The following is a 24,746-nucleotide window of genomic DNA, read 5'->3' as shown; positions in this document are numbered from 1 at the left end:
TAAACCAACACCTAATCGGGAGGTCGGATGTACGCCGAGGAACGGCAGCAGGCGATCGCGACGCTGGTCGGGCAACGAGGCCGCGTGTCGGTCACCGAGCTGTCCGACCAGTACGGCGTCACCACCGAGACGGTCCGGCGTGATCTCGCGGTCCTGGACCGGATGGGCTTGGTCAGGCGTGTGCACGGCGGCGCGGTGCCTGCCGCGGCGCTGACCGCGATCGAGCTCGGCACCGGCGAACGTGAGCACAGCCGTGCGGCGGAGAAGGACCGCATCGCCAAGGCGGCCTTGGATTTCCTGCCGCCGACCGGCGGCAGCGTCCTGTTCGACGCGGGCACCACCACCGCGCGGATCGCCGCCCTGCTGCCGACCGACCGCGAGCTGGTAGCGGTCACCAACTCGGTGCCGATCGCGGCCCGCCTCAGCGGGCACGCCGCGGTGCGGTTGCACCTGCTCGGCGGACGCGTCCGCGGCGTCACCCAGGCCGCCGTCGGCCCGGAGACCCAGCGCATGATCGCCGAGCTGCGGGTCGATGTCTGTTTTCTCGGGACCAACGCGCTCACCACCGCCCACGGCCTGTCCACCCCGGACATCGATGAGGCCGCGGTCAAGCGAGCCATGGTGGCCAGCGCGCACCGCGTCGTCGTGGTCGCCGATTCCACGAAGGTCGGCCGCGAGGACTTGGTGCGCTTCGCCGAGGTCGAGGACGTCGACGCCCTGGTCACCGACACCGGCGTACCGGATTCGGTGCGTAGCGAGCTCAGCGCGTCCGGCCTCGAGGTGGTCACGGCATGATCGTCACGCTCACCGCCAACCCCAGCATCGACCGCACCGTCACCCTCACCGGCGCGTTGCACCGCGGCGCGTTGCACCGCGCCGCCACCGTGAACTCTCATCCCGGCGGTAAGGGCGTCAACGTCTCGAGGGTGATCGCCGCCGCGGGCCGTGAAACCGTGGCCGTGCTGCCCGGCAACACCGGAGATCCGCTGCTACGGCAGCTCGGCGACGCCGGTATCGCCTACCGGGCCGTCCCGATGCCGGGGACGGCGCGAACCAATCTCACGATCACGGAAACCGATGGGACCACGACGAAGATCAACGAACCCGGTCCCCCGCTGACCACTGCCTGCACCGCTGCGCTGGCCGAGACGCTCGACGGCCTCGCCGCTGCCGCGTCCTGGGTGGTGCTGTCGGGCTCGCTGCCGCCGGGAGTACCTGCCGACTGGTATGTCGCGCTACTGCGGCGGCTGCGCGGCATACCGGTGGCGATCGACGCCTCGGACTCGCCGCTGCGGGCGGTCGCCGCCACCGTCGGCTCCCACCCGCCGAGCTTGCTGAAACCGAACGCCGAGGAACTCGGTCAGCTCACCGGCGCCGACCCCGCCGAACTGGAGAATCCGGTGGTCGCCGCCCGCGCCGCCGCGACGCTGGTCGAGCGGGGCGTCGATACGGTTCTGGCGACCCTCGGTAAGGCGGGCGCCGTCTTGGTCACCCCGGAGGGCGCCTGGTACGCGCCCGCGCCGAGGGTGACACCGCGCAGCACGGTCGGCGCGGGGGATTCGGCCTTGGCCGGGTACCTGCTCGCCGACTCCGAGGGCGCCGAGCCCACCGAACGGTTGCGCCGCGCGGTTGCCTACGGCAGCGCCGCGGCCGCTCTTCCCGGCACCGGCGTACCCGGCCCGCATGACATCGACCTCGACGCCGTCCGCGTCACGGCGCTGAACGCCCTGCACAACAGCTGAAGGAGGCCATGGTGGCCGACTCGATCATCTCCGAGGATCTGATCACCCTCGACACCGACCTCGGCGCCGCCAAAGAGGCGGTGATCGCCGCACTCGCGCAGCGCCTGGCCGCAACCGGCCGCGCACGCGACGCGGCGGCGCTGCGGGAGGCGACGCTGGCCCGGGAAGCCCAGTCCGCGACCGGACTTCCCGGCGGGATCGCGATTCCGCACTGCCGCGCCGCGGCCGTCACCGAAGCCTCGCTCGCGTTCGCCCGGCTCGCCCCGCGGGTCGATTTCGGGGCCCCGGACGGTCCCGCCGACCTCGTCTTCCTCATCGCCGCGCCCGAAGGCGCGGGAGCCGAGCACATGAAACTGCTCTCCAGCCTGGCGCGTGCGCTGGTGAAGCCCGAGTTCGTCGCCGACCTGCGCGCGGCGGCGACACCCGCGGACATCGTGTCCCTGGTCGAGGGCGTGCTCGACGCGCCCACTACCACTGCCACCGCGCGCAGCACGACCGCCGCGGAGAGCGCGACCGCGGGCACAAGACCCGAGCACCAGGAACCGGCTGCCGAGCGCACCATCGTCGCGGTCACCGCCTGCCCGACCGGAATCGCACACACCTACATGGCCGCCGACGCCCTCGTCGCCGCAGGCAAACGCGCCGGTGTCAGCGTGCGCGTGGAAACACAGGGGTCCAGCGGCGCCACTCCCCTCGGTGACGAGGTCATCGCGGCCGCCGCCGCGGTGGTCTTCGCCACCGACGTCGGCGTGCGCGGGCGCGACCGGTTCGCGGGCAAGCCCGTCGTGGCTTCCGGGGTCAAACGAGCGATCAACGAGCCGGACGCGATGATCGCCGACGCGCTCCGCGCCGCGGACGATCCGCACGCCGCGACCGTCCCCGGCCGCGCACCCGACGAAAAGCCCTCGGCCACAGAGAAATCCGAAACTCTCGGCTGGGGCACCCGTCTGCGCCAGATCCTGCTGACCGGCGTCAGCTACATGATCCCGTTCGTCGCGGCGGGCGGGCTGCTCATCGCGCTCGGCTTCCTGCTCGGAGGCTACGAGATCGCCGACAACGCCAAGACCATCGTGCTGGACAACTCGCTGACGGCGTTGCCCCAGGGCGGACTGGCCACCTATCTCGGCGCGGTGCTGTTCCAACTCGGCACTCTCGCCTTCGGCTTCCTCGTGCCCGCGCTGGCGGGCTACATCGCCTTCGCCATCGCCGACCGCCCCGGCCTCGCACCGGGATTCACCGCCGGAGCCGTCGCGGTGTTCGTCGGGGCCGGATTCCTCGGTGGTCTGGTCGGCGGACTGATCGCCGGGTTCGCGGCGCTGTGGATCGCGCGAGTCACCGTCCCACAATGGGCTCGGGGCTTGATGCCGGTGGTGGTGATACCCCTGTTCGCGTCACTGATCGTCGGCGCGGCCATGTTCATCGTGCTCGGCAAGCCGCTCGCCGCGGTGACCAGCGGACTCACCCACTGGCTCAACGGACTGTCCGGCACCTCCGCGATCACCCTCGGGACCATCCTCGGCCTGATGATGTGCTTCGACCTCGGCGGCCCGGTCAACAAAGCCGCCTACTCCTTCGCCGTCGCCGGACTGGCCGTCACCGATACCGCGTCACTGCGCATCATGGCCGCGGTGATGGCCGCCGGCATGGTGCCACCCCTGGCCATGGCACTGGCCACCACGATCAGACCACGGCTGTTCACCACCGCCGAACGCGAAAACGGCAAAGCGGCTTGGCTCTTGGGCGCGTCGTTCATCTCGGAGGGCGCCATTCCCTTCGCGGCCGCCGACCCGCTACGCGTCATCCCGTCCATGATGGCGGGAGGCGCCGTCACCGGCGCGCTGATCATGGCCACCGGAACCACGCTCAGCGCACCACACGGCGGCATCTTCGTCTTCTTCGCCGTCGGCCACATCCTCTGGTTCCTCGCCGCCCTCGCCGCGGGCACACTCGTCGGCGCGGTCTGCGTCACCGTCGCCAAAGAACTAGCCCGCACGCGAACCGCCGTGCCCTCCCCCACCACCGTCACCGCCGGATAAACGTCCACCACAGAAGGAGTCACGCCATGCCCCAGACAACCGTCGAAGTCGGCTCGTCCATCGGCCTGCACGCCCGTCCCGCCAACATCATCGCCGAAGCCGTCCATGCCGCGGGCGTACCCGTCACCCTCTCGCTCGTCGACGGCGAACCGGTCGACGCAGGCTCCGCACTGATGATCATGACCCTCGGCGCCACCCAAGGCACCCCGATCCTCATCACCAGCGACGACCAAGCCGCCCTCGACAAGATCGCCGCACTCGTCGCCGCAGACCTCGACACCTGACCGGCACCACGACCGACGACGACATCGGCCAACCGGCTGGAACGCCCGAGCCGAAAACGACGTGCCAGGCGCTTGCCGAGTACTTGGCGACCATGCGCCGAACTCAGACGACACTGCGTCGGTCTCACCACGTCCCGCCTCCGAAAACCCGACATCGTCCGGGCGCCCTTCGGTCGCGATGTCGAGCCCCTGGCCGGCATCGACCGGCGCATGGACGTCCCCGCAATATGCACGCTGCTAGCATGAGGGGCTGGTAGGCGGTCGTCGATTACTACTGGCAGAGGCCCCGAAAACAGCGGACTCGAACGAAAGGCGGAAATGGCCAGCCCATCCGGCCGCGGACGGGGCCGCCCCCGGATCGACGGGTTGGCGGAGCAGCGGCGGTCGCAGATCATCGAGGCGGCCTACGAGGTATTCGCCGATCAGGGGTTCGAAGCGACCACGGTGGGTGCGATCGCGAAGCGTGCCGGGATAGGGCATGGGACCGTCTACCGGTACTTCGACAGCAAAATCGAGATTTTGCGTGAGGTGTTCGACTACACGGCGGAGCGGCTGTTCCAGGTGCTGGACTTGGGCTCGCTGTCGAAGCCGATCGAGTCGATGGATGCGCTTGCCGATCGGATCGCGACGACAACGGCTCGGTTGAGCGATCTGGTGAATCGAGAGCCGCGCCTGCTCAAGATCGTGACCGTCGAGATCAGTTCGGCCGATCCGGAAATGCAGGCGCGTGTGATGAGCTTCGAGCGGATGCTGGCCGGACGACTTGCCTCGACGCTGTCGCGAGCTATCGCCGCCGGGCAGGTGCGCCCGGAGGTGAATCCGGACGCCTACGGCCACTTGCTGCTGAGCCTGACCATGCCGACGTTCCTGGATGCTTTCCAGGGCAGGCTGGCTCCGGCGCTGCGTTACCGGCACACGGCCGCGATCGTCGGGCTGCTGGAGAACGCGCTGAGGACGCGGCCGGTGCAGGCATGAATTCCCCGCGGCCCGAGGGCAAGACAGTTGCCGGGCGCACCGAGCACCGGCGCGCGCAGTTGATCGATACGGCTTATCGGTTGTATCTCGAGCGTGGTTATCGAGATGTCACGATTCCGGATCTCGCTGCGGCGGCGGGGGTGAGCGCGGGAACGGTCTACAACTATTTCGACAACCGCCGAGCCGTCCTGGCCGCGGTCATCGAGGAGCGCTTCGCTGTCGCGGCGCGGGAGGTGCTCGGTGAAGCCCCAGGCGCGGCGGACACCCTCGAGGAGTTCGTGGACTCCGTGATCGGTATCGGCCGCCGGCTGCAGGAGTTCTTGAGCATCGAGACCGGGATGTTGCGCTTCGCGATGTTCGAGGCTCCTGCCGTCGACCAGGACGTTTTCAACCAGATGCTCGGCATCAACGATCAGATCTGCATGCTGTGGACCGACCGTCTCCGGGACGGAATGGCCAAGGGATTCCTGCGGTCGGATCTGGACAGCGAGATCATGGGCCGGACGCTCACCTGGGTGATCGCGGGAGCGGCGCTGGGTTCGCTGCCGGGGGCCGATATCGCCCCCGGCGACGAGATGGTGCAGGCCCTAGCGGACCTTGTTCGCTTCGGTTTCGGCGCCGTCTAGCCCCCGCGGCTTCCGCTGCGCCGGGTCGGGAAGTCTTTCGTAGCGGTAGTCGTCGAGGTCGAAGGTCTTGCTGGCCCGCGTCGCCTGGTATGCGGTGGTGGGGCGTAGGAACGAGAAGTCGCCGTGGTGGTCGATGTAGTAGGAGTTGGCATTCGCGCAGGCTCGTCCGTGCATGAGTGTGTCGGTCGAGCGCGAGCGTATGAAGTCGTAGAACTGTTCGTTGGCCTGCTCGCTCACCGACACCGCGGTGGCGCCGCGGCGCTGTGCTTCGCTGATCACCCGCACCGCATGACGGGAGGAGTTCTCCACCATGACGTGCCAGGAGCTGCCGCTCCAGGCGTAAGGTCCGAAGATCATGAAGGTGTTCGGCAGCTGCGGAATACTGACCCCTTCATAGGCTTTGGCGCGGTGCTTCTCGTAGAAGTCGGCCAGGTCGAAGCCGTCACGGCCGGTGACCGGTCGCATCCGGAACACCCGCGGGCTCTGCGACATCTCGAAACCCGTTGCCAGCACCAGGACGTCGGCTTCGCGATGGGTGCCGTCGACGGTGGTGATACCCGTCGGGGTGATTTCGGCGATGCGGTCGGTCACCAGTTCTACGTTGTCGCGGGTGAAGGTCCTGTAGTAAATGTTCGAGACGCTGGGACGTTTGCACCCGAACCCGTAGTCCGGTGTCAGCTTTTTGCGCAGTTCACGGTCGCGTACCTGGGTGAACAGAAACGCCCGCGTCGCCCAGGCCGGAAGCAGGGTCAAGGGCGCGATCTGCTTGCCGTACACCGTGATTCCGGCCAGGATCAGTTCGACCACGCCTGCGACCACGCCACGTATCACCGACTGCAGACCGGGTGTGTACTTCAACGCCACTTGCGCGGCGCGCGGGATCGCGAAATCTGGTTTGGCGAAGACCCAGATGGCACGGCGCTGGTACACGTCGAGATGCCCGGCAGCCTTGGCCACCTGCGGGACCATCTGCACCGACGTCGCGCCGGTGCCGATGACCGCTACCCGTTTGCCGGTCAGGTCGTACTCATGATCCCAGCTCTGGGTCTGAATCACTTTGCCCGCGAAAGTATCCAATCCTTTGATGTCGGGCACCTTGGGTTCGACGAAGGCACCGAGCGCAGTGATGACGTAGCGAGCGGTGAGTTCGTTGCCGTTGTCGAGAGTGAGCCGCCAGAGATGATTGAGTTCGTCCCATTCTCGTCGCATCACCTCGGTTTTCAGTCGCAGGTGGTCGCGCAGCCGATACTTGTCGGCGCAGCGGTCGATGTACGCCTTGACCTCCGGGCCCTTCGGGAATGTGCGTGACCAGTTCGGATTCTTCTCGAAGGAGAACTGGTAGATGATGCCCGGAATATCCACGGCCACGTCGGGATAGTGATTGTTGTACCAGGTGCCGCCGATGTCGTCGGAACGTTCGATGACGACGAAGTCGTCGAGCTTCGCGCGTTTCAACGCGATGGCGGCGCCGAGTCCGCCGAAGCCGCCGCCGATGATGGCGACCAGGTGCTGCGGCTGGATGGGCGCCCGTGGTGCTGTCCTGTCATCGTTGATCAGGCCTGTGCCGGTCATGGCTGTCCTCACTGGTACCCGGTGCGATCACCGGCGCGGTCGCCGAAGTGAGCGCGGTAGCGGTCTGCATGGTGATGCGGTCGTCGTATTCCTTGCGGCTGTCGCGGTCGATGGGCCCCATGACCCGATCGGCGTTGGTCCATCGCCGGCCCAGCAGCCACAGTGGTTCCGGGACGTGGGCGGCGAGATTCAGAGCGGTGAGCAGGCCGGGCGGTCCGCCGACGAGGGCTGGTCGGCGTCCGAGCGTGCCGACGATGGTCCGGGCGATCCGGGTCGGCGATACGATGCCCATCCGCTCCCAGGCATTGAACGGGATGCCGTCGACCAACTGGGTGCGCACAGCCCATGGCAGTACGGCGGTCACCGAAATCCCGCTGGCCATGAGTTCCTCACGCGCGCATCGGGACAGGCCGGTCGCGGCGTGTTTGGCCGCGACATAGCTACCCAGGCCGGGCGAGTGCAGCTTCCCCGCTGCCGAGGTCACATTGACGATGTGGCCACGGCCGCGTGCCATCATCCGCGGGGCGATGATCTTGAGGGCGTGGTAATGCGCCCAGTAGTTGACGTTGAACGTGGCGACGGCGACCGCGTCGTCTTCGTCCAGCAGCCCACCGACCGGCATGATGCCCGCGTTGTTGACCAAGACGTCGATCGGGCCGACCTCCCGTTCCACGGCATCGATCAGCCGCTGGTAGGACGCTTTGTCGCCGACGTCGACTGGATAACCAAACGCCTTGGAACCCAATGTCTGCGCCGCGCTCGCGGCGGCATCGGCGGTGAGATCGCCGATCACGACGCGGGCGCCTTTGCTCGCGAACAATCCGGCGGTGGCCAAGCCGATGCCGCGAGCACCTCCGGTGATGACCACGATCGCGCCCGACAGCGGAATGGGCGGGAATTTTCTCATCGCGCCACCGCCACAGTCGTATCCGGGCCGGTGATGGTTCGGGTGGGCTCGAATTCGTAGTCGTCGAATCGAACCTTCTTGCTGGCGCGTTGCGCGCTGAACAGTGTGGTGGGCCGGATATACACCATGTCACCGTGGGAGTTGACATAGTAGGTGCGCAGCCCCTGGTTGAGGACGTTGAAGTAGTACGCCATGTTCGCGCCCTGCTTGCGGATCATCGCGTAATACCGCTCGTGCGCGGGCCTCGAGATCTCCACCACGTCGCAACCCCGCCGTATCGCTTCGCCGATCACGGTGAGCGCGTGGCTGGTGCCGATCTCGACCAGTTCGTGCCAGCCGGTGCCGATCCATGAGTACGGCCCCACCAGCATCCATCGGTTGGGCAATCCCGGCACACTCACGCTTTCGTATGCCTGCAGACGGTTCTCGTTGAAGAATTTCGCGAGATCGAAGCCGTCGCGCCCGACGACGGTGCCGTCGCGATAACTTTCCGGATCGGAGAACAACTCGTATCCGGTGGCCAGCACGATGGCATCGAACTCGTGCTGGACACCATCAGTGGTACGGATACCGGTCTTCGTGATGCGCTCGATCGGTGTCGTGACCAGTTCGACGTTGTCGCGACCGAACGCCTGCACGTACTCGTTCGACAGCGTCGGACGTTTACCCAGGGCACCATAAGACGGCAACAATCCCTCGCGCGCACGAGCATCACGGACCTGCCAACGCAGGTATATGCGATACAGGGCCCGCGCGACGCCATCGAACGCCCGTGCAGCCGGCCGGAATACCGGACCCGGTGTGTGCACCATCAGCCGCAGCGCGAGATCGACGACCAGGAACGCGGCCATGCTGAACATCGAGCCCACCCCGGGCAGTGCCATGAAGCGCCGCATCCGCGGCCCCATCGCGAAATCCGGTTTGGGCAGACACCACACCGGTGTCCGCTGGAACACCATCAGATGCGCCACCTCCGAGGCGATGGCGGGAGTGATCTGTACCGAACTGGCTCCGGTTCCGATGACCGCCACCCGCTTTCCGGCCAGGTCGTAGCTCTCGTCCCATCCGACCGGGCGCAGCACCTTACCCGCGAAATCGCGATAACCGGGAATACCCGGGTCGTCCTTGGGATTCAGATAGGCGCCTACCGCCGAGATGACGAACCGCGCGGTGATCACCGACCCCTCGGCAGTGATCAACCGCCAATATCGGCCGGTCTCGTCCCACACCTGCCGCTGCACGGTCACACCGAACCGGGCGTGCTTCGCCAATCCGAACCGGGCCGCCACGTCCTGGTGGTACTCGAGAATCTCCCGGCGCTTGGGAAACATGCGCGTCCAGTTCGGGTTCTTGGCGAACGAGTACTGGTAGGTGAATCCTGGCACGTCCACTCCGAGGCCGGGATAGTTGTTGTCGCGCCAACTGCCACCGAACCCGTGTCCGCGTTCGACGATCACGAACTCCTCGATCCCCTCTTGCCGCAGCCGCGCGCCCGCGCAGATTCCGCCGGGCCCGGCACCGATCACGGCGACCAGGAACTCTGGATGCGCGGGACCTGGCCCGTTGCGTCCACCCGACACTGCTCGCACGCCACAGCCAGATGTACTCGTCATCGAACAACCTCCATAGCTCCGGGACACCGCTTCGACCATCGCGAGGCGGCGTCATAGCCGCCGGGAGCCGGCGCGCAGATCAAAGCTGCGGTCCAGAGCACCCCGAGAACACAATGGCGACGAGCTCGTCGAGAAGGCGTCTTCGGTTCCACCGGTTTTCCGAGATTCGAACTGCGGCGTGACCAGTCCAGCATTTAAGTGACTGTCATGTCAATCAGCTAAATGGTCGATCCGACGGTCCCCGCAAAGCTGCGCCTCCGGATCGAGCCGGTTCACCTGCTGTTTGCTTACGCTGCTCCGACAGAAGGCGAAGGCGTCGGTATATTGACGACTGATTTGTCAGTCATCTACGCTGCCGCCATGATCGCTGGAGATCGACCTCTGCACGGCTACCTCGCCAGCACGCTCATCCCGGGACGTTCGCTGCGGACGAGCATCTTGGCCAGCCTGATGCGGGTGACAGCCAAGCCTGCGTTGGCCGTGTTCGGACGATGGCCCCTGCTCCAGTGGCCGTTCCGGCTGATCGACGCCGCCGCCGTGGTCTTGCCCCGCTATGCCGGAGTGCGCCGGGAGACGGTCGCATTGCGTTATTGCCGCGCCGAGCTAATCACGGCCGCCACCGTGACAGCACATGATCGCGTCATCTTGTACTCACACGGCGGCGGGTTTCTCATTTGCGGCCTCAACACTCATCGTCGGCTTGTGAGCCGCTTGTCGGAAGCCGCCGGGCTTCCGGTGCTGAGCGTGAACTATCGCAAGTCCCCGGCCTACGCGCCCAGCACCGCGATCGAGGATTGCCTCGACGGCGCAGACCGGCTGCGCAGCATGGGCTACCGGACCGGCGACATCGTGCTGGCCGGTGACTCGGCCGGAGGTTATCTCGCGCTCATGACCGCGTTGACTCTGATCGAACGCGGCCTCGGCACACCGGCCGGGGTCCTGCTGTGGTCGCCGGTCACCGATTTGGACAAACCCAAGGCCGAAGGGGGGACTTGGTGGTCGGGCGATCCGCTGTTTCCGGCTTCTGCCATCAACGGCATGTCCCTGCACGCGGCGAGAGCCGAGGCTCGTGTCCTGGTCGAAGGCGCGCCGACCAGGGTGCGCGCACCCCTGGCACTGGACTTGTCGGGGCTGCCGCCGGTGTTGATCCAGTCCGGTTCCCAGGAGTTGTTCGTCGTCGATTCGATCGCTCTGGCCGAGCACCTCGCCGAGTGCGGTGTGCCGACCACCCTGCAACTATGGGAAGGCCAGGTACACGTATTCCCAGCTTTCGCCGATTTCATTCCCGAGGGCGGCAGAGCGATTCGCGCCGCGGCCCGCTTTCTCGCGCATTGCCCGCCCCGGCACCCTTGCGGTCGCGTTCGGCGGTGTCGGCTTGAGTCCGCGAAGCGACGATCCGGGAATGGCCGACGTGTCCACCTCTCGCTTCGCACGCGGTACACGCCTCGGCCGCTTCGCCGCTCGCCAAGCGGTCCGCAACGCTCGAATCCGCTTCGAGCGCTTGACGGATCCGCGTGATGCCGAGGCCCAGGCCACCCACGATGCCGTACTCGCCGCCGCCGACGAACTGGTCGACCTGCTCGGTGGTATGAAGGGCGCGGCCATGAAACTCGGACAGCTGCTGTCGATCATTGATCTCGACGTTCTCCCCGACGGACGGCGCGAGGAATTCCGTAGCAAGCTCGCAGTACTGCAAGACCGAGCACCGACAGTGCCCTTCGAACGCATGCGGCCGGTCCTCGAACAGGATTTGGGCCGTACCGTCGAAGAGACGTTCGCCGAGTTCGACACCACGCCGATCGCCGCCGCGTCCATCGGACAGGTCTATCGCGCACGCACCCACGACGACCGTGCCGTGGCGGTGAAAGTGCAGTACGCCGGGATCGCCACCGCGGTGCGAGCAGATCTGAAAAATCTGGCGCTGTTGCTGAAGTTCTCCAAACCGGTGTTTCCGTCGCTGGATCACACGGCCATGGCCGAGGAGATCCGCCTGCATATCGAGGAAGAGCTCGACTACCTCCACGAGGCTCGAGTCCAGCGCGAACTCGCCCGGCGTTACGCCGATCATCCCGCGATCCTCGTCCCGGACGCGCTCACCGAACTGTGCGGCCCCAGAGTCCTGGTGTCGCAGTATGTCACCGGCAGACGAATGGGCGATGTGCGCACGCTGCCGGCCCAGGTGCGCGATCGCGTGGGCGAGTTGGTCTACCGGTTCTACATCGGCTCGATGTATCTCGACTACCACTTCAATGGAGACCCGCATCCGGGCAACGTGCTGCTCGCCGAGGACGGCCGGGTGGCGTTCCTGGACTTCGGCCTGTTCAAGCGAATGACCCCGGCCGCAGTCGAGATCGAACGACAAGCGCTCCGAGCCGCTATCGACCAACGCGCCGAGGACCTGCGCGATGCACTGGTACGAACCGGCGGCCTTCGGCCGGAGACCACCCTCTCGGCAGATGAAGTCCTGGAGTACACCTACGACGCCTCACCGTGGACTTTTGCCGACGAAGCACTGACCATGACGCCGGAACTCGCCAGCGGGGCCTTCATGGTCCTCGCCGACCCCCGAGCCGAGGATTTCCAGCGCCTCAGGCGCGAGACTTTGCCGGCCGAGCACTTCTTCTCCCGACGTGCGGACTTCTACACCGCAGGCATCCTCGGTCAGCTTCGGGCAACAGCGAATTGGCATCGGATCGCCCGTGAATGGCTGTGCGGTGACGCACCTGCCACCGAGCTGGGAGCGCAGGACGCGCGATGGCGGGATGCCCAGCCGAGGAGCTGAGCACACCGGAAAAGTGGACGCCCATCGAAAATGGAATGGAGTCGTGTCTCGTGGTGACTGATAGGTCAGTCGAGATAATCGCTAATACCGGACGATGGGAACGCGTGCTCGCGGATCGTCTGCCTTTTCCGTGCTTGCGGCGGGAAGCCGCCGGTCTTCACGCCTGGCCGATGCTGCCGTCCGGCAGCGAAGCGCGCCGATCGACCGAGGCGGTGTGTTGTGACATCGCGGTACCACGGCGGCGCGGCGTTGGGACACCTCCAGCGTTGACCGGATCCGCTCTCGGCAAAGGAAATCTTTCGTAGCAATGAACGCCGTACCGCCCCCGCCGTCGATCGAAGCCGCCGTGACAGCCACTTATCCGAACCCGCCTCACACCCCGCCGCTGCCGTCGGACCGTGCGCGTCCGTCCGCCGCCCGGGTGCTGCGGCGGAATTTTTCCGACACCGCCGTGGCGTCGGTGCGCACCTTCGGCCGGGCAGTGCGCATCGCCGAGGAAGCCGTGCTCGGCGCGGTGACCGACCTCGCGCGGGGGCGGCTGCACTGGCGCGAGGCGATCGTGCAGGGGTGGTGGCTGGTGACGGTGACCGCTATTCCGGCGATCCTGATGGCCATCCCGTTCGGGGTGATCGTGTCGGTGCAGGTGGGCAACCTGATTCGCAGTCTCGGCGCGGATTCGCTGCTGGGGGCGACCGGCGGGCTGGGAGTCATCAAACAGGGTGCGCCGCTGGCTACGGGATTCCTGCTCGGCGGGGCGGGGGCGGCGGCGATCGCGGCGGATCTCGGTGCGCGGACCATCCGCGACGAGATCGACGCCCTGACCACCATGGGCATCAGTCCGGTACACCGGCTGGTGATTCCGCGGATCATCGCCATGCTGGTGGTGGCTCCGATGTTGAATGTGCTGATCATCTTCGTCGGCGTGCTGGCCGGCTACACGGTGGCGGTCGGCGGGCAAAATGTCACGCCGGGCAGCTACTGGAGCACCTTCGGGTCGTTCACCACGCTCGCGGACGTGTGGATCTCGCTGGTGAAGGCGATGATCTTCGGCTTCCTGGTGGTGGTGATCGCCTGCCAGCGGGGACTGGAGGCCAAGGGCGGGCCGCGTGGGGTGGCCGACGCGGTGAACGCCGCGGTGGTGCTGTCGGTGGTGTCGATCGTGCTGGTGAACCTGGTGATCACGCAGATCACCGCCATGTTCCTGCCTACGAGGCTGGCGTGATGAGCGCCTCGACCTATGCCCCGAAGGGATTGAAGCGGCTCTTGCGCAGCAGGTTCGGGCTGTCGCGGGTGGAATCGATCGGCTTCGTGCTGGCCTTCACCTGGCAGGTGCTGTCGGCGATCCCGCTGACGCTGCGCCGCTACGGCGCCGAGACGATGCGCGCGATCTCCGCGATGACCTGGGGCGGCGGCTCGGTGATCGTCGGCGGCGGCACGGTGCCGATGATGATCGTGCTGGGACTGGTGATGGGCGCGTCGGTGGCGATCGAATCCTTCGCCACTCTCGACATCGTCGGCATGGGTCCGGTCACCGGGATCGTCTCCGCATACGCCATCACCCGCGAACTGGCGCCGATCGCGGCGGCGGTCGGGTTCGCCGGCCAGGCGGGCTGCCGCATGACCGCCGAGATCGGGGCCATGCGGATCAGCGAGGAGATCGACGCGATCGAGGCTCTGGGGCTGCGCTCGGTGCCGTTCGTGGTGACCACCCGCGTCATCGGCGGAGCGGTGGCCATGGTGCCGACCTTCCTGATCGCGCTGATCCTGTCGTATCTGGCGTGCCGGGGGCTCATCACGCTGGTGCACGGGCAGTCGGCCGGGGTCTACGACCACTACTTCTACCAGTTCGTGTCCGGATTCGACGTGGTCGCCGCGGTGGCCAAGGTGGCGGTCTTCGCGACCGTGGTCATCCTGGTGCACTCCTACTACGGGTTCTTCGCCGCCGGCGGTCCCGAAGGGGTCGGGATCGCGTCGGGTCGTGCCGTGCGTGCCAGCTCGGTGGCGATCATCGCCGTCGACATGGTCCTGTCGATCATGCTGTGGGGCATCGACTCCGCGGTCAGCTTCACGGGGTGAGTGCCGATGCCGAACTACGGAATTCCCGGAGTCACCGTTGATCGCCGCCGTGCGCTCGCGGTGGGCACGCTCGCGGTCGTGCTGGTCGTGCTGGCCGCGCTCGGGACGCTCGGTTATCGGGCGGTCCGTGAGGAACCGGGCGTCCGAATCGTATTGCGCACCAGCCGTGTCGGCGACGGCGTGCTCGCGGGCACGCAGGTGCGGCTGGACGGTGTTCGGGTCGGCCGGGTCACCGGCATCTCCCCCGGCGAGCGCGGCACCCAGAACATCGCGGTGCGCCTGGACTCCGCCCGGCTGCCGGGACTGGACTCCAGCCTGCGGATGGACTACGCGACCGGGAATTTGTTCGGCATCAGCGAGATCGAGCTGCGCCGCGGTCCGGGCGGGGCGCCGCTGCGCTCGGGGGCGGTGCTGGACCTGTCCGGACCCGACGCGGTGTACGACGCGACCATGGGCAACCTGCTGCGCAGCCTGTCGCAGGTCGGCGACGCGGTGCTGACCCCGCGGATGGCGACCCTGCTGGCGACTCTTGCCGCCGACACCCGCGCCTTCACCCCGTTCCTGGAGTCGGTGGTCACGCTGGCCCGCACCGTCACCGAGGTGCAGGCGATGCCGTTGTCGCTGACCCTGGGCCGCTTCGGTGTCACGCTCAACGGTGGCGGCGACTTCATCGACTCCCTGATCGACCTGCTCGACCGCATCTACCGGATCGAGACGCTGCGCGAGGATCGCGCACGGATCGACGGCGGGATCACCATGGTCGTCGACCAACTGCTGCCCGAGGTGGCGCAGGCGTTGCGCTACGCCGAGACCGGTTTCTCGGGCTACACCGGTCTGCTGATACCGGTGCTGCGAATGGTGGCGCAGACGGTGCCCGATCCACGGCGATCCGGTGCGGAGGTCGGAGAGCTGATCCAGCGGATGCGCGATGTCATGCCCGACACTCCCGACGGCCCGGTCCTGCAGGCCGACGTGGACCTGCGCAATATCCCGTCGCTGGCGATCCCGCTGAGCGGCAACCCGATTCTCGACGGAGGCGGACGATGAGGACAACGCGCGGGGCCGCCTGGCGACTGGCCCTGTTCGCCGTGGCGATCGCGCTGCTGCTGGGCGCGATCGTCACGGTCATCAGGCATCCGGTGGACGGCGACACCCACACCTATACCGCGGTGTTCACCGACGTCAACGGCCTGCGCGCCGGGGACGAGGTGCGGCTGCACGGCATCGCCGTGGGCCAGGTGCGAACCATTGCGCTCCAGGGTGATCGAGCGAAGGTGCGGTTCGACCTGGCCACCTCGACGCCGCTGTTCGACACCAGCAAGCTCGCCATCCGATACCAGAATCTGTTGGGCCAGCGCTACATCGACGTGCAGCACGTCCCCGAGCGCGGGGGACCGCTGCGGCCCGGGTCCACGATCGGCGTCGAGCACACCGTTCCCTCGTTCGATGTGACCAGCCTGTTCAACGGGCTGAAACCGGTACTGGCCACACTGTCACCGGAGAAGCTCAACAAGTTCACCGAAAGCATGCTCGCCGTGATCGAAGGCAACGGCAGCGGCATCGGCCCGGCCCTGGACGCCATCGGCGACCTGGCCGCCTACGTCACCGATCGCCAGCAGGTCATCACCACCCTGATCCGCAACTTGTCCCAGATCAACGATACGATCGGCGGCTCCTCGGCGCCGTTGATCACCCTGCTCGGCAATGCCGCCGACATCTTCGACTCGCTGCAGCGCAACGTCGTCGGCCTGATCGACTTCTCGCTCACCGCGCCGCCGGTGCTCAAACCGGTGGACAGCCTGCTGGCCATGCTGGGATTCACCGAGAACGACAACCCCGATCTCGAGGCGATCGTGCGCCTGTTGATTCCCGATCCGCAGCTGGTGGTCGAGGTTCTCGGCCGATTACCGGCCGCGCTCGCCGCGCTGAACGCGTCGATACCGCAGCGCATTCCTGGGTCATCGCCGGTGTGCAGCAAGGGAGAGGCGAGCGCGCCGCAGCCACTGCAGATCCTTCTCGCCGGACAACGGGTGTCGCTATGCCACGCGTGATCGATGCACTGCCCGCACGGGCGCGCCGAATACTGTACGGCCGCGACGAGATCAGCACGATGCGGCGAGAGTTCGGGCTCGGCGCGCTGGGGGTCGTGCTGGTGGTGCTGGCCCTGCTGGTCGCCGCGGCGGTGTACGTGATCCCGTTCGGCCACAGCACCTACACCGCCGAACTCACCGAAGCGGAGACCGTGAAGGTCGGTGACGACGTCCGCCTGGCGGGCATCTCGGTCGGCAAGGTCGAGAAGCTCGAGCTGCGCCCGGACAAGGTGATCATGCGCTTCACCGTGGACAACGACGTGTTCGTCGGCGACGCGACCACACTGGACGTGCGGATGCTCACCTTGGTCGGCGGGCACTACGTGGCGCTGTTCCCGGCCGGGGAGAAACCGCTGGGGAAATCCAAGCCGATTCCCTCCGACCACGTCCGCCTGCCTTACAGCCTCATGGAGACCTTCCAGGACGCGGCCGACCCGATCCGCGGCATCGACGGCAGCACCCTGCGCGCCAACCTGTCCGCCCTCGCCGACTCGATCACCGAGGCTCCCGGCAGCATCCGCCAGATGCTCACCGGCGCCGAGCATCTCGTGGACGTGCTCGACCGCCAGCGCACCGACGTCTCCAAGGCCCTCACGGTCGCGCAGGAGTATCTCGGCGTCGTCGACCTGGGCAAAGGTCAGCTGCGCCGGATGATCGAGAAGATCACGCTGCTCGAGACCATGCTCGGTGACAAGCGGGCCGAGGTGCGCGAGGCGGTCCAGCTGCTGCGGTCGGTGTTCGGCCGGGTCGCGGCGTTACAGCCGTCCTGGGAAACGACGCTGAAGCCGATGGCCCGGCAACTGGCCGACGCCGTCGACGAATTGGAGGACATCGGTGGCAAGCTCACCACCCTCCTCGACTCCGTCCACGGCATCGGGGAACAGTTGACACGGCTGGTGCTGCCCGACGGGCAGGTACAGGTGGGCGATCCCACCGCCACCGTGGCGGCCCCGCAACCGATCGACGCCGGGACACTGCTCGCGCAGATCTGCGTCCCGGTTCCCGGAAAGGCCTGCTGATGTCCGGTCGGATTCGTTCACGCCCGACGGTTGTGCACACCGTGCTCGGGTCCCGCGCGACCATGTCCGTGGCCGGGGCGCTGGTGCTGGTCGCGGTCGCCGTGCTGGGCTATCTCGTCGTCGCGGACCCGCTGCGCAGAACGGTGTCCTACTGCGCGCTGATGCCCGACAGCGTCGGGCTCTACCCGGGCAACCACGTCACCATGCGTGGTATTCCCGTCGGCACCGTCACCGGCGTGCGGCCCGCCGGGGACAAGGTGCGGGTCGACTTCGCCGTCGACGCCGAGCACCCGGTGCTGGCGGACGCCTCCGCGACCACGTTGTCGCGCAACGTCACCACCGACCGCGACCTGGCCGTGCTGCACAGCGGCACCGTCCTGGACCGCTGGGACCCGGGGCAGTGTCTGACCCGCACCCTGACACCGAAGAGTCTCACCGAGACCCTGCACGCGGTGGCGGAGCTGTCGGAGCAGTTACTCGGCCCGGAAACCGAGCAGAACGACGAGATCGGGCGGCTGGTCACGCAATTGAATACCGCCACCGCCGGGACGGGCCCGCAGCTCAACGCCCTCATCGCCAAACTCGGTGCCGCGCTGGACCACCCCGACGCGGCCATCGGCCGGTTGTCCGGGATCATCGACAGCCTCGCCGCGCTGGCCGACAGCGTCTCAACGCACTGGGGCACCATCAATTCGATGGTGCTGGGGCTGGAATCGATCCTGCGTCAGGTCAACAACGAACTGTTCAGCGAGACCACCGTCATCATCGACCGTTTCCGCCGGGTGCTGCCCATGCTCAACGACATCACCACGATGTTCGGCGATCCGATCTTCCTGCTACTGGACGCGTCGGTACCGCTGATCCGGTTCCTCGGCGCGCACATCGCGACGCTGCGCCAGATCGTCGAGATGATCCCCGTGATCACCGGCGCCTTCACCGCGATCATCGATCCGCGCACCGGCGCACCCGGGCTCACCTACGCGCCACCGCGGGTCACCGTACCCACACCGGAGGCCGAGAAGATCTGTGCCGCGATCGCCATGGTCGCGCCGGGGCGGTGCTCGGCCGCCGACGGCGTGGCGACCGTGGATCTGGTGCGGCTGGTCCTGGCCTCGGCAGGTGCACGATGAGGCCCGCCGCCCGGCTGCGCCGGGCCGCGCTGCCCCTCGGCATGGCGGCGGTCCTGGTGTGCGGCGCATGCTCGTTCGACCCGTCGACGCTGCCGCTGCCCGGGGCGAGCGTGTCCGGCCCGTCGTATCACATCCGTATCGAGTTCTCCGATGTGCTGAACCTGCCCGCGCGGGCCAAGGTGGTCGCCAACGGCGCACAGGTCGGCGTCGCGACGCATATCGGACTGGCGCAGAGCGATCGCGAGCCCGCAGATGGCGGTCACGCCGTCGTGGAGGCCGAGATCGACGACACGGTGCAGCTACCCACGACGACCACGGCGGTCCTGCGGCAGAACACCCTGCTCGGCGATATCCACATCGCCTTGACCACTCCCCCAGACGGTTTCGGTGACCTCCTGCGCGACGGCGACACCATCCCCCTCGGCCAGACCCGGCCCGCCGTCCGTGTCGAGGACACCCTCGCCGGCGTCGCGACCTTCGTGCAGGGCGGCGCCATCCAGCATCTGCAGGACCTGGTCACCGACCTCAACGGTGTGCTGCCGCAGGACCCGGCGCAGACGGCGCGCATCTTCCAGGTGCTCGGCGCCGACGCCGTGGACCTGTCGGCCAATCTGAATCAGGTCGACGAACTGCTCAACGGCTTCACCAAGGATTCCCAGGTGATGTACGACCGGCGCGACACCCTCGCCGAACTACTCACCGAATCCGCCGTCGAGCAACTGTCGGCCGCGGTGGCCACCATCGTCAACGTCATCGGCGTCCTCGGCGGCATGGCTCCGGTCGCGCACGCGCTGACCTGGCTCGCCCCGGTGGCGCAGTCCGCGGACAACGCACTCGGGGCGATCTATCCGCTGCTGTTCACCAGCGCACCGCTGGACCTTCAGCGGCCGTCGAACCTCAACGCGTTCGTCGCGGTGATCCGCGACAAGATCATTCCGTTCGTCGAGCACGGGCCGAAGGTGAATCTGCGCGCGGTGACCATCACGCCGCCACAGGGCCCGCCGATGCCGGCCGATGACCAGGTCGAGCAGATCGTGCGGACCCTGCGAATGATCGGAGTCGTGCGATGAAACCGCGCTCGGTGCTGTCTCTCGGGGCGATCGCCGCCGTATCGGTGGTGGGCTCGGCCTATCTGGCCTTCGGTGTCGTCGGCGCGGACCCGTTCGCCGAGTACACCACCGTCACCATGCGCGTGGCCGACTCCGGAGGTCTGGCAACCGGATCGCCCGTGCTGTTGTCCGGGATCGAGGTGGGCGAGATCACCGCCGTCGACTCGACCGCCTCCGGAGTGCGGGTGACGATGGACATCCACGCGATGTACCAGGTTCCGGCCGACAGCCTCGTCACCATCGAGAATCTGTCGTGGCTGGGCGAGCCCTATGTGGAGTTTGCGCCGCAGTCGCCGGGCGGACGGAACCTGCGCGACGGTGAGGCGATCGATACGGCGCTCGTGCGCCCGCCGCTGTCGATCCCGGAACTGGCCCGGCTGGTCACCCGGGTGCTGAGCCGCATCGACCCGGCCGCCGCCAACGCCCTCGTCGACACATTCACCGAGGCGCTGACCGGAACCGAGGCGGTCGTGCCCGAACTCTCGCGCTCCACCGGGCTGCTCGCCGCCGCTCTCGCCGCCCGGTCCCCGGCGGTGGGTGAACTGCTGGGTGATCTGCAGAGCATCGCACCGGACATGGCCGACGCCGGGCCCGCGCTGACGGTGGCCCGTCCACCGCTGATCGAGTTCGGCCAGCGCGTAGACGATATCGCCGAGGCCATCGGCCGCCTGTTCCGCACAGGCGACGCGCCCCGGATGTACCAGGAAGGCACGGGACTCGTGCCCTTCGTGCACCGGCTCGGCCAGTGGGTCGACGAGATCGGCCCGCAACTGGCACCGCTGGCGCCGATCCTGCAGCCGCTCGTGGACGCCATCGTGGGGACGATCCCGCGCGTCGACATCGGCGACCTCATCTTCGCGGCCCTGGCCTCCACCGACCCCGGCGACGGCGCGATCCACCTCCGCATCGCCGTCAAATGACACCGAACCCCCGCCACGCTAAGGACAGGACCGTCCATGCCTCCCGAACCGACCACGCAGCCCTCCCCCGACGAAACGGCCACCGAACCCCGCACCGCCACGCCAGCACAGGACACCGCCGTGGGCACCGAATCACCCTCCACCGCAGAATCCGCCGCCGCCACCGCTGCGTCCACCACCGATAGCGCACCGACCGCAGAATCAGAGCCCGACCCGGACGCGCCGCAATCCGAGTCGGACCCGGAACCCGCCGCCGGGACAGATGACAAATCCGCACGACGCGACAGTGACAGGGCTGAGAACTCCGCCGGTGACCGTGAGGAGGGTGTTACCGAGCCGATAAAGGCGGGGAAGAGCGGTGGCGACCGCCGGGAAGGGCAGTACGCCCGGCGGAGGGGTAAGGATCGCGCCGCGGCGCGGACGGTGTCGGTATCGCTGACCGCGATCGGAGTCGCGGCCGGGGCCGTCGTGCTGACGGCAGCCGTGGCCGTCTGCGGTTACGGCTGGTGGTCGGCGCGGGAAGAGATAGCGCAGATCCGGTCGGACGCGTACGGTGAGCGGCACGCCGAACAGGTCGCCACCGATTATGCGGTCGGCGCGTCGACCATCGACCACCAGAACATCCCGGCCTGGGTGGACAAGCTCAAGGCCAACACCAGCCCGCCGCTGGCGCACAAAATCGACGCCACCGCACCGAAACTCGAGCAGATCCTGCTGCCGCTGCAATGGACCTCCACGGCCGTGCCGATCGCGGCGAAGGTCGCCACGGTCTCTGGTGGCGTGTACAAAGTCAACGTCTTCGTCGACGTCACCTCCACCAACGCCCAAAACCTCAAAGGCGGGCAGATGACCGTCACCTACAACGTCACCGTCGACAGCAACAGTGGATGGCAGATCACCGACGTCGGCGGCCTCGACGGCGCGCTGCCCACGCGATGAACTCAGGCCGGAACCACGAAAACACCGGGGCAGCGCCTACGCCGCACGGTGCTCCACCACCGCGAGTTCGACCGGGAACCCCGTTGATGGCGCCGGCACCAGTTCCTCGATCGACCCGACCGTCACGATGAACATCTCGCTCGGCACCGGACAGCGAGGCATCGAGCAAACGCGCCCGACCGGTGCCGCAGCGCACCGACGAGCGCCCCCATCGACACCCCACCCGACAAGCCGACCCGAGTAGACAGGGGGACACATCAATGACCGATCCCAGGAGCCGACTACACGCCGCGTTGCGCGAGCCAGCCGACGTCATCGCGATGCTCACCACACAGGAATCGGCACAACTGCTGATGATGATCCAACGAGCCAAGCAGCAACAGCGCCGCAGCCTCGACGCCGCGATCGACGCCGGACTCGGCGTCCTCCCGCGCGTGGTGCGCATCTCGGCGAAGACAATCCTCTTCGGAAAGTGACACCATGGCCGACCTGCTGACCCACGCTGAAATCACCATCCTCGCCCAGACCCTCGACACCGACAAGGCCGCCCTGTCGAGTCTGGAACGGCTGGGCGCGGACAACGTTCGCGCACTGCGGACCCGCATCTCCGACCTCCTGTTCGACTCCCTGGCCCCCACCTTCACCCGGGTCAGCAAGCTCGCCGCCGTGGTCCCCGACGCACTGATACTCACGCTGGCCGAACGCGCCGTTCCCGCCGAGGTCGCCGGTCGGGCCGGCGGCGCGATCGGCATGGACCACCCCATTCGATCTCTCGCAGCGCAATGACCGCCTGTCACCCCTTCTCGCGCGCAGGGGATTCCGGCTGCAGACACGCGCCGATGAGCTGGTCTACCGCAAGATCTTGGAACTGCGTGAACGACCCAACGACAGCATCACCGCCAGGCTCATCGACTACGCCGCCCACGAAACCCCGGCCTGGACCGACAAGCGACTGCGCGACATCATCGTCACCCTGCTCATCGCCGGCCACGAAACCTCGGTCGTCGCCTATGCCTGGGCCACCCAATATCTGCTGCACAACCCGCACCCTCGCGCCGAACTCGTCGCCGAAGCCCGCGAAGCCCGCACCGACCGCTACGCCCACGCCTGCAACACCGAAGCACTGCGCATGCAATCCCCCGTCATCGGGACACTTCCGTTCCCGCTGACAGAAGACATCGCGCTCGGCGGCTACCGAATCCCCAGGAGCACCATGGTTTTCGCTGCAGCGAGCGCGCTGCACCACGACGAGGACCTGTATCCCGAGCCCGAAGCGTTCCGGCCCGAACGATGGTTCCAGACCACACCCGACCGATACGGGTACATCCCCTTCGGCGTGGGTGTCCACCGTTGCCCGGGCAGCACCTTCTACTTCACCGAAGCAGCCATCCTGCTGCACCGCCTCTTCGGCCGCCTCGACCTCGAACCCTGCGACCCGAGCGTGGACCCCGCACGGTTCATCTTCGGCGTCGTCGCCCGCCCCAGAGGCAACACCCGAGTCATCGTGCGGCAGCGCAGAAACGCCGAAGACGTGCCGTGGTACCGGCCCGTTGAGAACGAGAAGCCATCTCCGCTGAAGCAAGCGCTCCTACCGGACCCACCCGAAACCGCTGAACCGGCCCACTGCCCCTTCGCTCCCGATTCGCATACCTCCGGGGAGGGCTGACCGCATTTCTCTGACCGGCCCGGAGGTCTATGTGATCGTCGACGACTACGATATGATGGCGTCGAACAATCCGCTGCTGCCGCTGATCGATCTGCTCCCGCAGGCCCGCGATATCTGCCTGCACGTGGTGAGCGCGGCGAGCCGACGGCGCGTCGCGTGCGCTCTACGTCAATGCCCTGGGCCTGCTCGAGGACATGTCGATCGACGGCATTCTGATGCGCACCCCAAGGACGAGGGTGTGCTGCTCGCTGACGTGCGCCCGCGCGGTGTCCGCCGGGCCGGGGCATGCTGGTGTCACGCACGCGTGGGCGCGAGCTCGTCCAGATCTGTCAGCTGCCCGCCCTGTGATCCGATCCGATCGGAAAGGCTTGTGATGAAAGAGCCGAACGTCCCCGCGCACCTGCCGAGGATCGTGGCCGAGCGCGGCGATCGAGCCCCTGTCGTCGCGGTCGGCAGCGTGTGCATCGTCGTCGACCCGCGCTCGGTCGATGCCGCGGGTCGCTACACGGTGGCGCCGGCTGATCTCCAGATACTCGCCCTGGCCGCACTGCTCGCCCGGCCGGGCTTCACGCGCCGCGACGAACCGGTACCCGACCGGCTGCTGACACCCGAGCACATCACCGAAATGCGATGCCAGTCCGACGCTTTCGAGGAAATCCGGTTCTGAACGACGGTCGCTGAGCCGGCGCACGCCCGCTCAGCGACCACACGCTCAGGTCGCGACGGCGACCGCCGCCTTGACCGCACCGGCGAGCAGCCGCATCGATGCGGGAGCGCCGGGATTGATCAGGACATCGATGCCCTCCTCCGGCAGCGCCGCGGCGAGTTCGGCCATCGAGACCTCGGTCCAGCCTTCGACCTGCGCGTGCCGGCGGTGTTCGGGCGCCGAGGTCACCAGCACGCAGGGGATCTGATCCGGGGACGCCGCGACGACCGGATTGCCGTTCTCGTCGACCGCGACACCGACCACCGCGCCGCGCAGGGTCGCCAGCAGCTGGCCCGGTTCGGCTCGCTTCTCCAGGACCAGCCGCAATGTCGCGTCGATCGGATCGATGAAGGGCCCCTCGTCGGCGGGGTGGTAGTCGGGGTTGGGCTGGAATTCGCCTGCTGTGCCGTGGGTATCGACGAACCAGCCGCCCAGCACCGCGTGCGCGGGCGGGCGATCGTCCTCGTCGGCGGGCTGCCAGCCCGGATCTATCAGGAACAGCCATTCCGCGTCGTTGCCGTTGCTCTGCTCGGTCATTGATGAGCCCTTCTCGA

General features: G+C 67.5%; 25 protein-coding genes. 21 read left to right on the top strand and 4 right to left on the bottom strand.

Annotated elements, in window-relative coordinates; genetic code table 11:
* Window positions 1-27 precede the first annotated feature (27 nt).
* The 6 genes from QMG86_RS11630 to QMG86_RS11605 all read left to right on the top strand — a co-directional run bounded on the left by QMG86_RS11630 (window position 28) and on the right by QMG86_RS11605 (window position 5,663).
* A complete protein-coding gene (locus QMG86_RS11630) occupies window positions 28-795 on the top strand; it encodes a DeoR/GlpR family DNA-binding transcription regulator (RefSeq protein WP_281879442.1) in 768 nt (255 codons plus the stop codon).
* The gene (gene pfkB / locus QMG86_RS11625; RefSeq protein WP_281879441.1) at window positions 792-1,742 is read left to right on the top strand and encodes a 1-phosphofructokinase; all 951 of its coding nucleotides are present in this window, start codon (window positions 792-794) and stop codon (window positions 1,740-1,742) included. The genes QMG86_RS11630 and pfkB overlap by 4 nt, the downstream gene beginning before the upstream one ends.
* Before the next feature lie 11 nt (window positions 1,743-1,753).
* Window positions 1,754-3,778, top strand: a complete 2,025-nt coding sequence (locus QMG86_RS11620; RefSeq protein WP_281879440.1) for a PTS fructose transporter subunit IIABC — start codon at window positions 1,754-1,756, stop codon at window positions 3,776-3,778.
* Window positions 3,779-3,804: 26 nt separating this feature from the next.
* A complete protein-coding gene (locus QMG86_RS11615; protein ID WP_281879439.1) occupies window positions 3,805-4,062 on the top strand; it encodes an HPr family phosphocarrier protein in 258 nt (85 codons plus the stop codon).
* A gap of 318 nt (window positions 4,063-4,380) precedes the next feature.
* Window positions 4,381-5,037, top strand: a complete 657-nt coding sequence (locus QMG86_RS11610) for a TetR/AcrR family transcriptional regulator (protein WP_281879438.1) — start codon at window positions 4,381-4,383, stop codon at window positions 5,035-5,037.
* Complete coding sequence (locus tag QMG86_RS11605) at window positions 5,034-5,663, top strand: TetR/AcrR family transcriptional regulator (RefSeq protein ID WP_281879437.1); 630 nt, start codon at window positions 5,034-5,036, stop codon at window positions 5,661-5,663. The genes QMG86_RS11610 and QMG86_RS11605 overlap by 4 nt, the downstream gene beginning before the upstream one ends.
* On the opposite strand, the gene QMG86_RS11600 is transcribed toward QMG86_RS11605, so the two are convergent.
* From QMG86_RS11600 to QMG86_RS11590, 3 genes are read right to left on the bottom strand one after another with little or no spacing between them, the layout of a single operon-like run.
* Window positions 5,625-7,235, bottom strand: coding sequence for a flavin-containing monooxygenase (locus QMG86_RS11600; RefSeq protein ID WP_434086172.1), 1,611 nt, complete (start codon window positions 7,233-7,235; stop codon window positions 5,625-5,627). The two genes, QMG86_RS11605 and QMG86_RS11600, sit on opposite strands and share 39 nt — an antisense overlap.
* On the bottom strand, window positions 7,207-8,142 hold the full coding sequence (locus QMG86_RS11595; RefSeq protein WP_281879436.1) for an SDR family NAD(P)-dependent oxidoreductase: 936 nt from the start codon (window positions 8,140-8,142) through the stop codon (window positions 7,207-7,209). The genes QMG86_RS11600 and QMG86_RS11595 overlap by 29 nt, the downstream gene beginning before the upstream one ends.
* Window positions 8,139-9,755 carry a flavin-containing monooxygenase gene (locus QMG86_RS11590; RefSeq protein ID WP_281879435.1) on the bottom strand — a complete coding sequence of 539 codons (1,617 nt, stop codon included), beginning with the start codon at window positions 9,753-9,755 and terminating at the stop codon, window positions 8,139-8,141. Before QMG86_RS11590 ends, QMG86_RS11595 begins: the two co-directional genes overlap by 4 nt.
* A 222-nt stretch (window positions 9,756-9,977) precedes the next feature.
* Between QMG86_RS11590 and QMG86_RS11585 the strand changes: the two genes are divergently transcribed.
* The 15 genes from QMG86_RS11585 (at window position 9,978) to QMG86_RS11515 (ending at window position 24,153) form a co-directional block, all read left to right on the top strand.
* Complete coding sequence (locus QMG86_RS11585; protein WP_281879433.1) at window positions 9,978-11,273, top strand: alpha/beta hydrolase; 1,296 nt, start codon at window positions 9,978-9,980, stop codon at window positions 11,271-11,273.
* Complete coding sequence (locus tag QMG86_RS11580; RefSeq protein WP_281879432.1) at window positions 11,158-12,537, top strand: ABC1 kinase family protein; 1,380 nt, start codon at window positions 11,158-11,160, stop codon at window positions 12,535-12,537. The genes QMG86_RS11585 and QMG86_RS11580 overlap by 116 nt, the downstream gene beginning before the upstream one ends.
* Window positions 12,538-12,844: 307 nt before the next feature.
* Window positions 12,845-13,759 (top strand): ABC transporter permease, encoded by a 915-nt coding sequence (locus QMG86_RS11575; protein ID WP_281879431.1) that lies wholly within the window; start codon window positions 12,845-12,847, stop codon window positions 13,757-13,759.
* Window positions 13,759-14,613 carry an ABC transporter permease gene (locus QMG86_RS11570; protein WP_281879430.1) on the top strand — a complete coding sequence of 285 codons (855 nt, stop codon included), beginning with the start codon at window positions 13,759-13,761 and terminating at the stop codon, window positions 14,611-14,613. Before QMG86_RS11575 ends, QMG86_RS11570 begins: the two co-directional genes overlap by 1 nt.
* Window positions 14,614-14,619: 6 nt before the next feature.
* Window positions 14,620-15,660: an MlaD family protein gene (locus tag QMG86_RS11565; protein WP_281879429.1), complete on the top strand. Its 1,041-nt coding sequence runs from the start codon at window positions 14,620-14,622 to the stop codon at window positions 15,658-15,660.
* Window positions 15,657-16,664, top strand: a complete 1,008-nt coding sequence (locus QMG86_RS11560) for an MlaD family protein (RefSeq protein ID WP_281879427.1) — start codon at window positions 15,657-15,659, stop codon at window positions 16,662-16,664. Before QMG86_RS11565 ends, QMG86_RS11560 begins: the two co-directional genes overlap by 4 nt.
* Entirely contained in the window at window positions 16,652-17,722 is a 1,071-nt protein-coding gene (locus QMG86_RS11555; protein ID WP_281879426.1) for an MCE family protein, read from the top strand. The genes QMG86_RS11560 and QMG86_RS11555 overlap by 13 nt, the downstream gene beginning before the upstream one ends.
* Window positions 17,722-18,852 carry an MlaD family protein gene (locus QMG86_RS11550; RefSeq protein ID WP_281879425.1) on the top strand — a complete coding sequence of 377 codons (1,131 nt, stop codon included), beginning with the start codon at window positions 17,722-17,724 and terminating at the stop codon, window positions 18,850-18,852. Before QMG86_RS11555 ends, QMG86_RS11550 begins: the two co-directional genes overlap by 1 nt.
* On the top strand, window positions 18,849-19,922 hold the full coding sequence (locus QMG86_RS11545; RefSeq protein WP_281879424.1) for an MlaD family protein: 1,074 nt from the start codon (window positions 18,849-18,851) through the stop codon (window positions 19,920-19,922). The genes QMG86_RS11550 and QMG86_RS11545 overlap by 4 nt, the downstream gene beginning before the upstream one ends.
* Window positions 19,919-20,881: an MlaD family protein gene (locus tag QMG86_RS11540; protein WP_281879423.1), complete on the top strand. Its 963-nt coding sequence runs from the start codon at window positions 19,919-19,921 to the stop codon at window positions 20,879-20,881. Before QMG86_RS11545 ends, QMG86_RS11540 begins: the two co-directional genes overlap by 4 nt.
* A gap of 36 nt (window positions 20,882-20,917) precedes the next feature.
* On the top strand, window positions 20,918-21,820 hold the full coding sequence (locus QMG86_RS11535) for a hypothetical protein (protein ID WP_281879422.1): 903 nt from the start codon (window positions 20,918-20,920) through the stop codon (window positions 21,818-21,820).
* 260 nt (window positions 21,821-22,080) lie between these two features.
* Window positions 22,081-22,296 carry a hypothetical protein gene (locus QMG86_RS11530; RefSeq protein ID WP_281879421.1) on the top strand — a complete coding sequence of 72 codons (216 nt, stop codon included), beginning with the start codon at window positions 22,081-22,083 and terminating at the stop codon, window positions 22,294-22,296.
* Window positions 22,297-22,300: 4 nt separating this feature from the next.
* Window positions 22,301-22,606: a hypothetical protein gene (locus QMG86_RS11525; RefSeq protein WP_281879420.1), complete on the top strand. Its 306-nt coding sequence runs from the start codon at window positions 22,301-22,303 to the stop codon at window positions 22,604-22,606.
* 76 nt (window positions 22,607-22,682) lie between these two features.
* Entirely contained in the window at window positions 22,683-23,486 is an 804-nt protein-coding gene (locus QMG86_RS11520; RefSeq protein WP_281879419.1) for a cytochrome P450, read from the top strand.
* Between the two features lie 31 nt (window positions 23,487-23,517).
* A complete protein-coding gene (locus tag QMG86_RS11515) occupies window positions 23,518-24,153 on the top strand; it encodes a hypothetical protein (protein ID WP_281879418.1) in 636 nt (211 codons plus the stop codon).
* A gap of 45 nt (window positions 24,154-24,198) precedes the next feature.
* Here QMG86_RS11515 and QMG86_RS11510 read toward each other — a convergent pair whose 3' ends face one another.
* Entirely contained in the window at window positions 24,199-24,729 is a 531-nt protein-coding gene (locus QMG86_RS11510; RefSeq protein WP_281879417.1) for a type VII secretion system-associated protein, read from the bottom strand.
* Between the last annotated feature and the right edge of the window lie 17 nt (window positions 24,730-24,746).

Source organism: Nocardia sputorum (assembly GCF_027924405.1).
Classification (GTDB): Bacteria; Actinomycetota; Actinomycetes; order Mycobacteriales; family Mycobacteriaceae; genus Nocardia; species Nocardia sputorum.
This window is presented reverse-complemented; position numbering and strand designations above follow the sequence as displayed.

What these genes read in the sequence shown, in the direction of transcription:
- QMG86_RS11630 (WP_281879442.1), top strand. Translation starts at nt 28, where the DNA reads ATGTACGCCGAGGAACGGCAGCAGGCGATCGCGACGCTGGTCGGGCAA.
- pfkB (WP_281879441.1), top strand. Translation starts at nt 792, where the DNA reads ATGATCGTCACGCTCACCGCCAACCCCAGCATCGACCGCACCGTCACC.
- QMG86_RS11615 (WP_281879439.1), top strand. Translation starts at nt 3,805, where the DNA reads ATGCCCCAGACAACCGTCGAAGTCGGCTCGTCCATCGGCCTGCACGCC.
- QMG86_RS11610 (WP_281879438.1), top strand. Translation starts at nt 4,381, where the DNA reads ATGGCCAGCCCATCCGGCCGCGGACGGGGCCGCCCCCGGATCGACGGG.
- QMG86_RS11605 (WP_281879437.1), top strand. Translation starts at nt 5,034, where the DNA reads ATGAATTCCCCGCGGCCCGAGGGCAAGACAGTTGCCGGGCGCACCGAG.
- QMG86_RS11600 (WP_434086172.1), bottom strand. Translation starts at nt 7,235, where the DNA reads ATGACCGGCACAGGCCTGATCAACGATGACAGGACAGCACCACGGGCG.
- QMG86_RS11595 (WP_281879436.1), bottom strand. Translation starts at nt 8,142, where the DNA reads ATGAGAAAATTCCCGCCCATTCCGCTGTCGGGCGCGATCGTGGTCATC.
- QMG86_RS11590 (WP_281879435.1), bottom strand. Translation starts at nt 9,755, where the DNA reads ATGACGAGTACATCTGGCTGTGGCGTGCGAGCAGTGTCGGGTGGACGC.
- QMG86_RS11585 (WP_281879433.1), top strand. Translation starts at nt 9,978, where the DNA reads ATGGTCGATCCGACGGTCCCCGCAAAGCTGCGCCTCCGGATCGAGCCG.
- QMG86_RS11580 (WP_281879432.1), top strand. Translation starts at nt 11,158, where the DNA reads ATGGCCGACGTGTCCACCTCTCGCTTCGCACGCGGTACACGCCTCGGC.
- QMG86_RS11575 (WP_281879431.1), top strand. Translation starts at nt 12,845, where the DNA reads ATGAACGCCGTACCGCCCCCGCCGTCGATCGAAGCCGCCGTGACAGCC.
- QMG86_RS11570 (WP_281879430.1), top strand. Translation starts at nt 13,759, where the DNA reads ATGAGCGCCTCGACCTATGCCCCGAAGGGATTGAAGCGGCTCTTGCGC.
- QMG86_RS11565 (WP_281879429.1), top strand. Translation starts at nt 14,620, where the DNA reads ATGCCGAACTACGGAATTCCCGGAGTCACCGTTGATCGCCGCCGTGCG.
- QMG86_RS11560 (WP_281879427.1), top strand. Translation starts at nt 15,657, where the DNA reads ATGAGGACAACGCGCGGGGCCGCCTGGCGACTGGCCCTGTTCGCCGTG.
- QMG86_RS11555 (WP_281879426.1), top strand. Translation starts at nt 16,652, where the DNA reads ATGCCACGCGTGATCGATGCACTGCCCGCACGGGCGCGCCGAATACTG.
- QMG86_RS11550 (WP_281879425.1), top strand. Translation starts at nt 17,722, where the DNA reads ATGTCCGGTCGGATTCGTTCACGCCCGACGGTTGTGCACACCGTGCTC.
- QMG86_RS11545 (WP_281879424.1), top strand. Translation starts at nt 18,849, where the DNA reads ATGAGGCCCGCCGCCCGGCTGCGCCGGGCCGCGCTGCCCCTCGGCATG.
- QMG86_RS11540 (WP_281879423.1), top strand. Translation starts at nt 19,919, where the DNA reads ATGAAACCGCGCTCGGTGCTGTCTCTCGGGGCGATCGCCGCCGTATCG.
- QMG86_RS11535 (WP_281879422.1), top strand. Translation starts at nt 20,918, where the DNA reads ATGCCTCCCGAACCGACCACGCAGCCCTCCCCCGACGAAACGGCCACC.
- QMG86_RS11530 (WP_281879421.1), top strand. Translation starts at nt 22,081, where the DNA reads ATGACCGATCCCAGGAGCCGACTACACGCCGCGTTGCGCGAGCCAGCC.
- QMG86_RS11525 (WP_281879420.1), top strand. Translation starts at nt 22,301, where the DNA reads ATGGCCGACCTGCTGACCCACGCTGAAATCACCATCCTCGCCCAGACC.
- QMG86_RS11510 (WP_281879417.1), bottom strand. Translation starts at nt 24,729, where the DNA reads ATGACCGAGCAGAGCAACGGCAACGACGCGGAATGGCTGTTCCTGATA.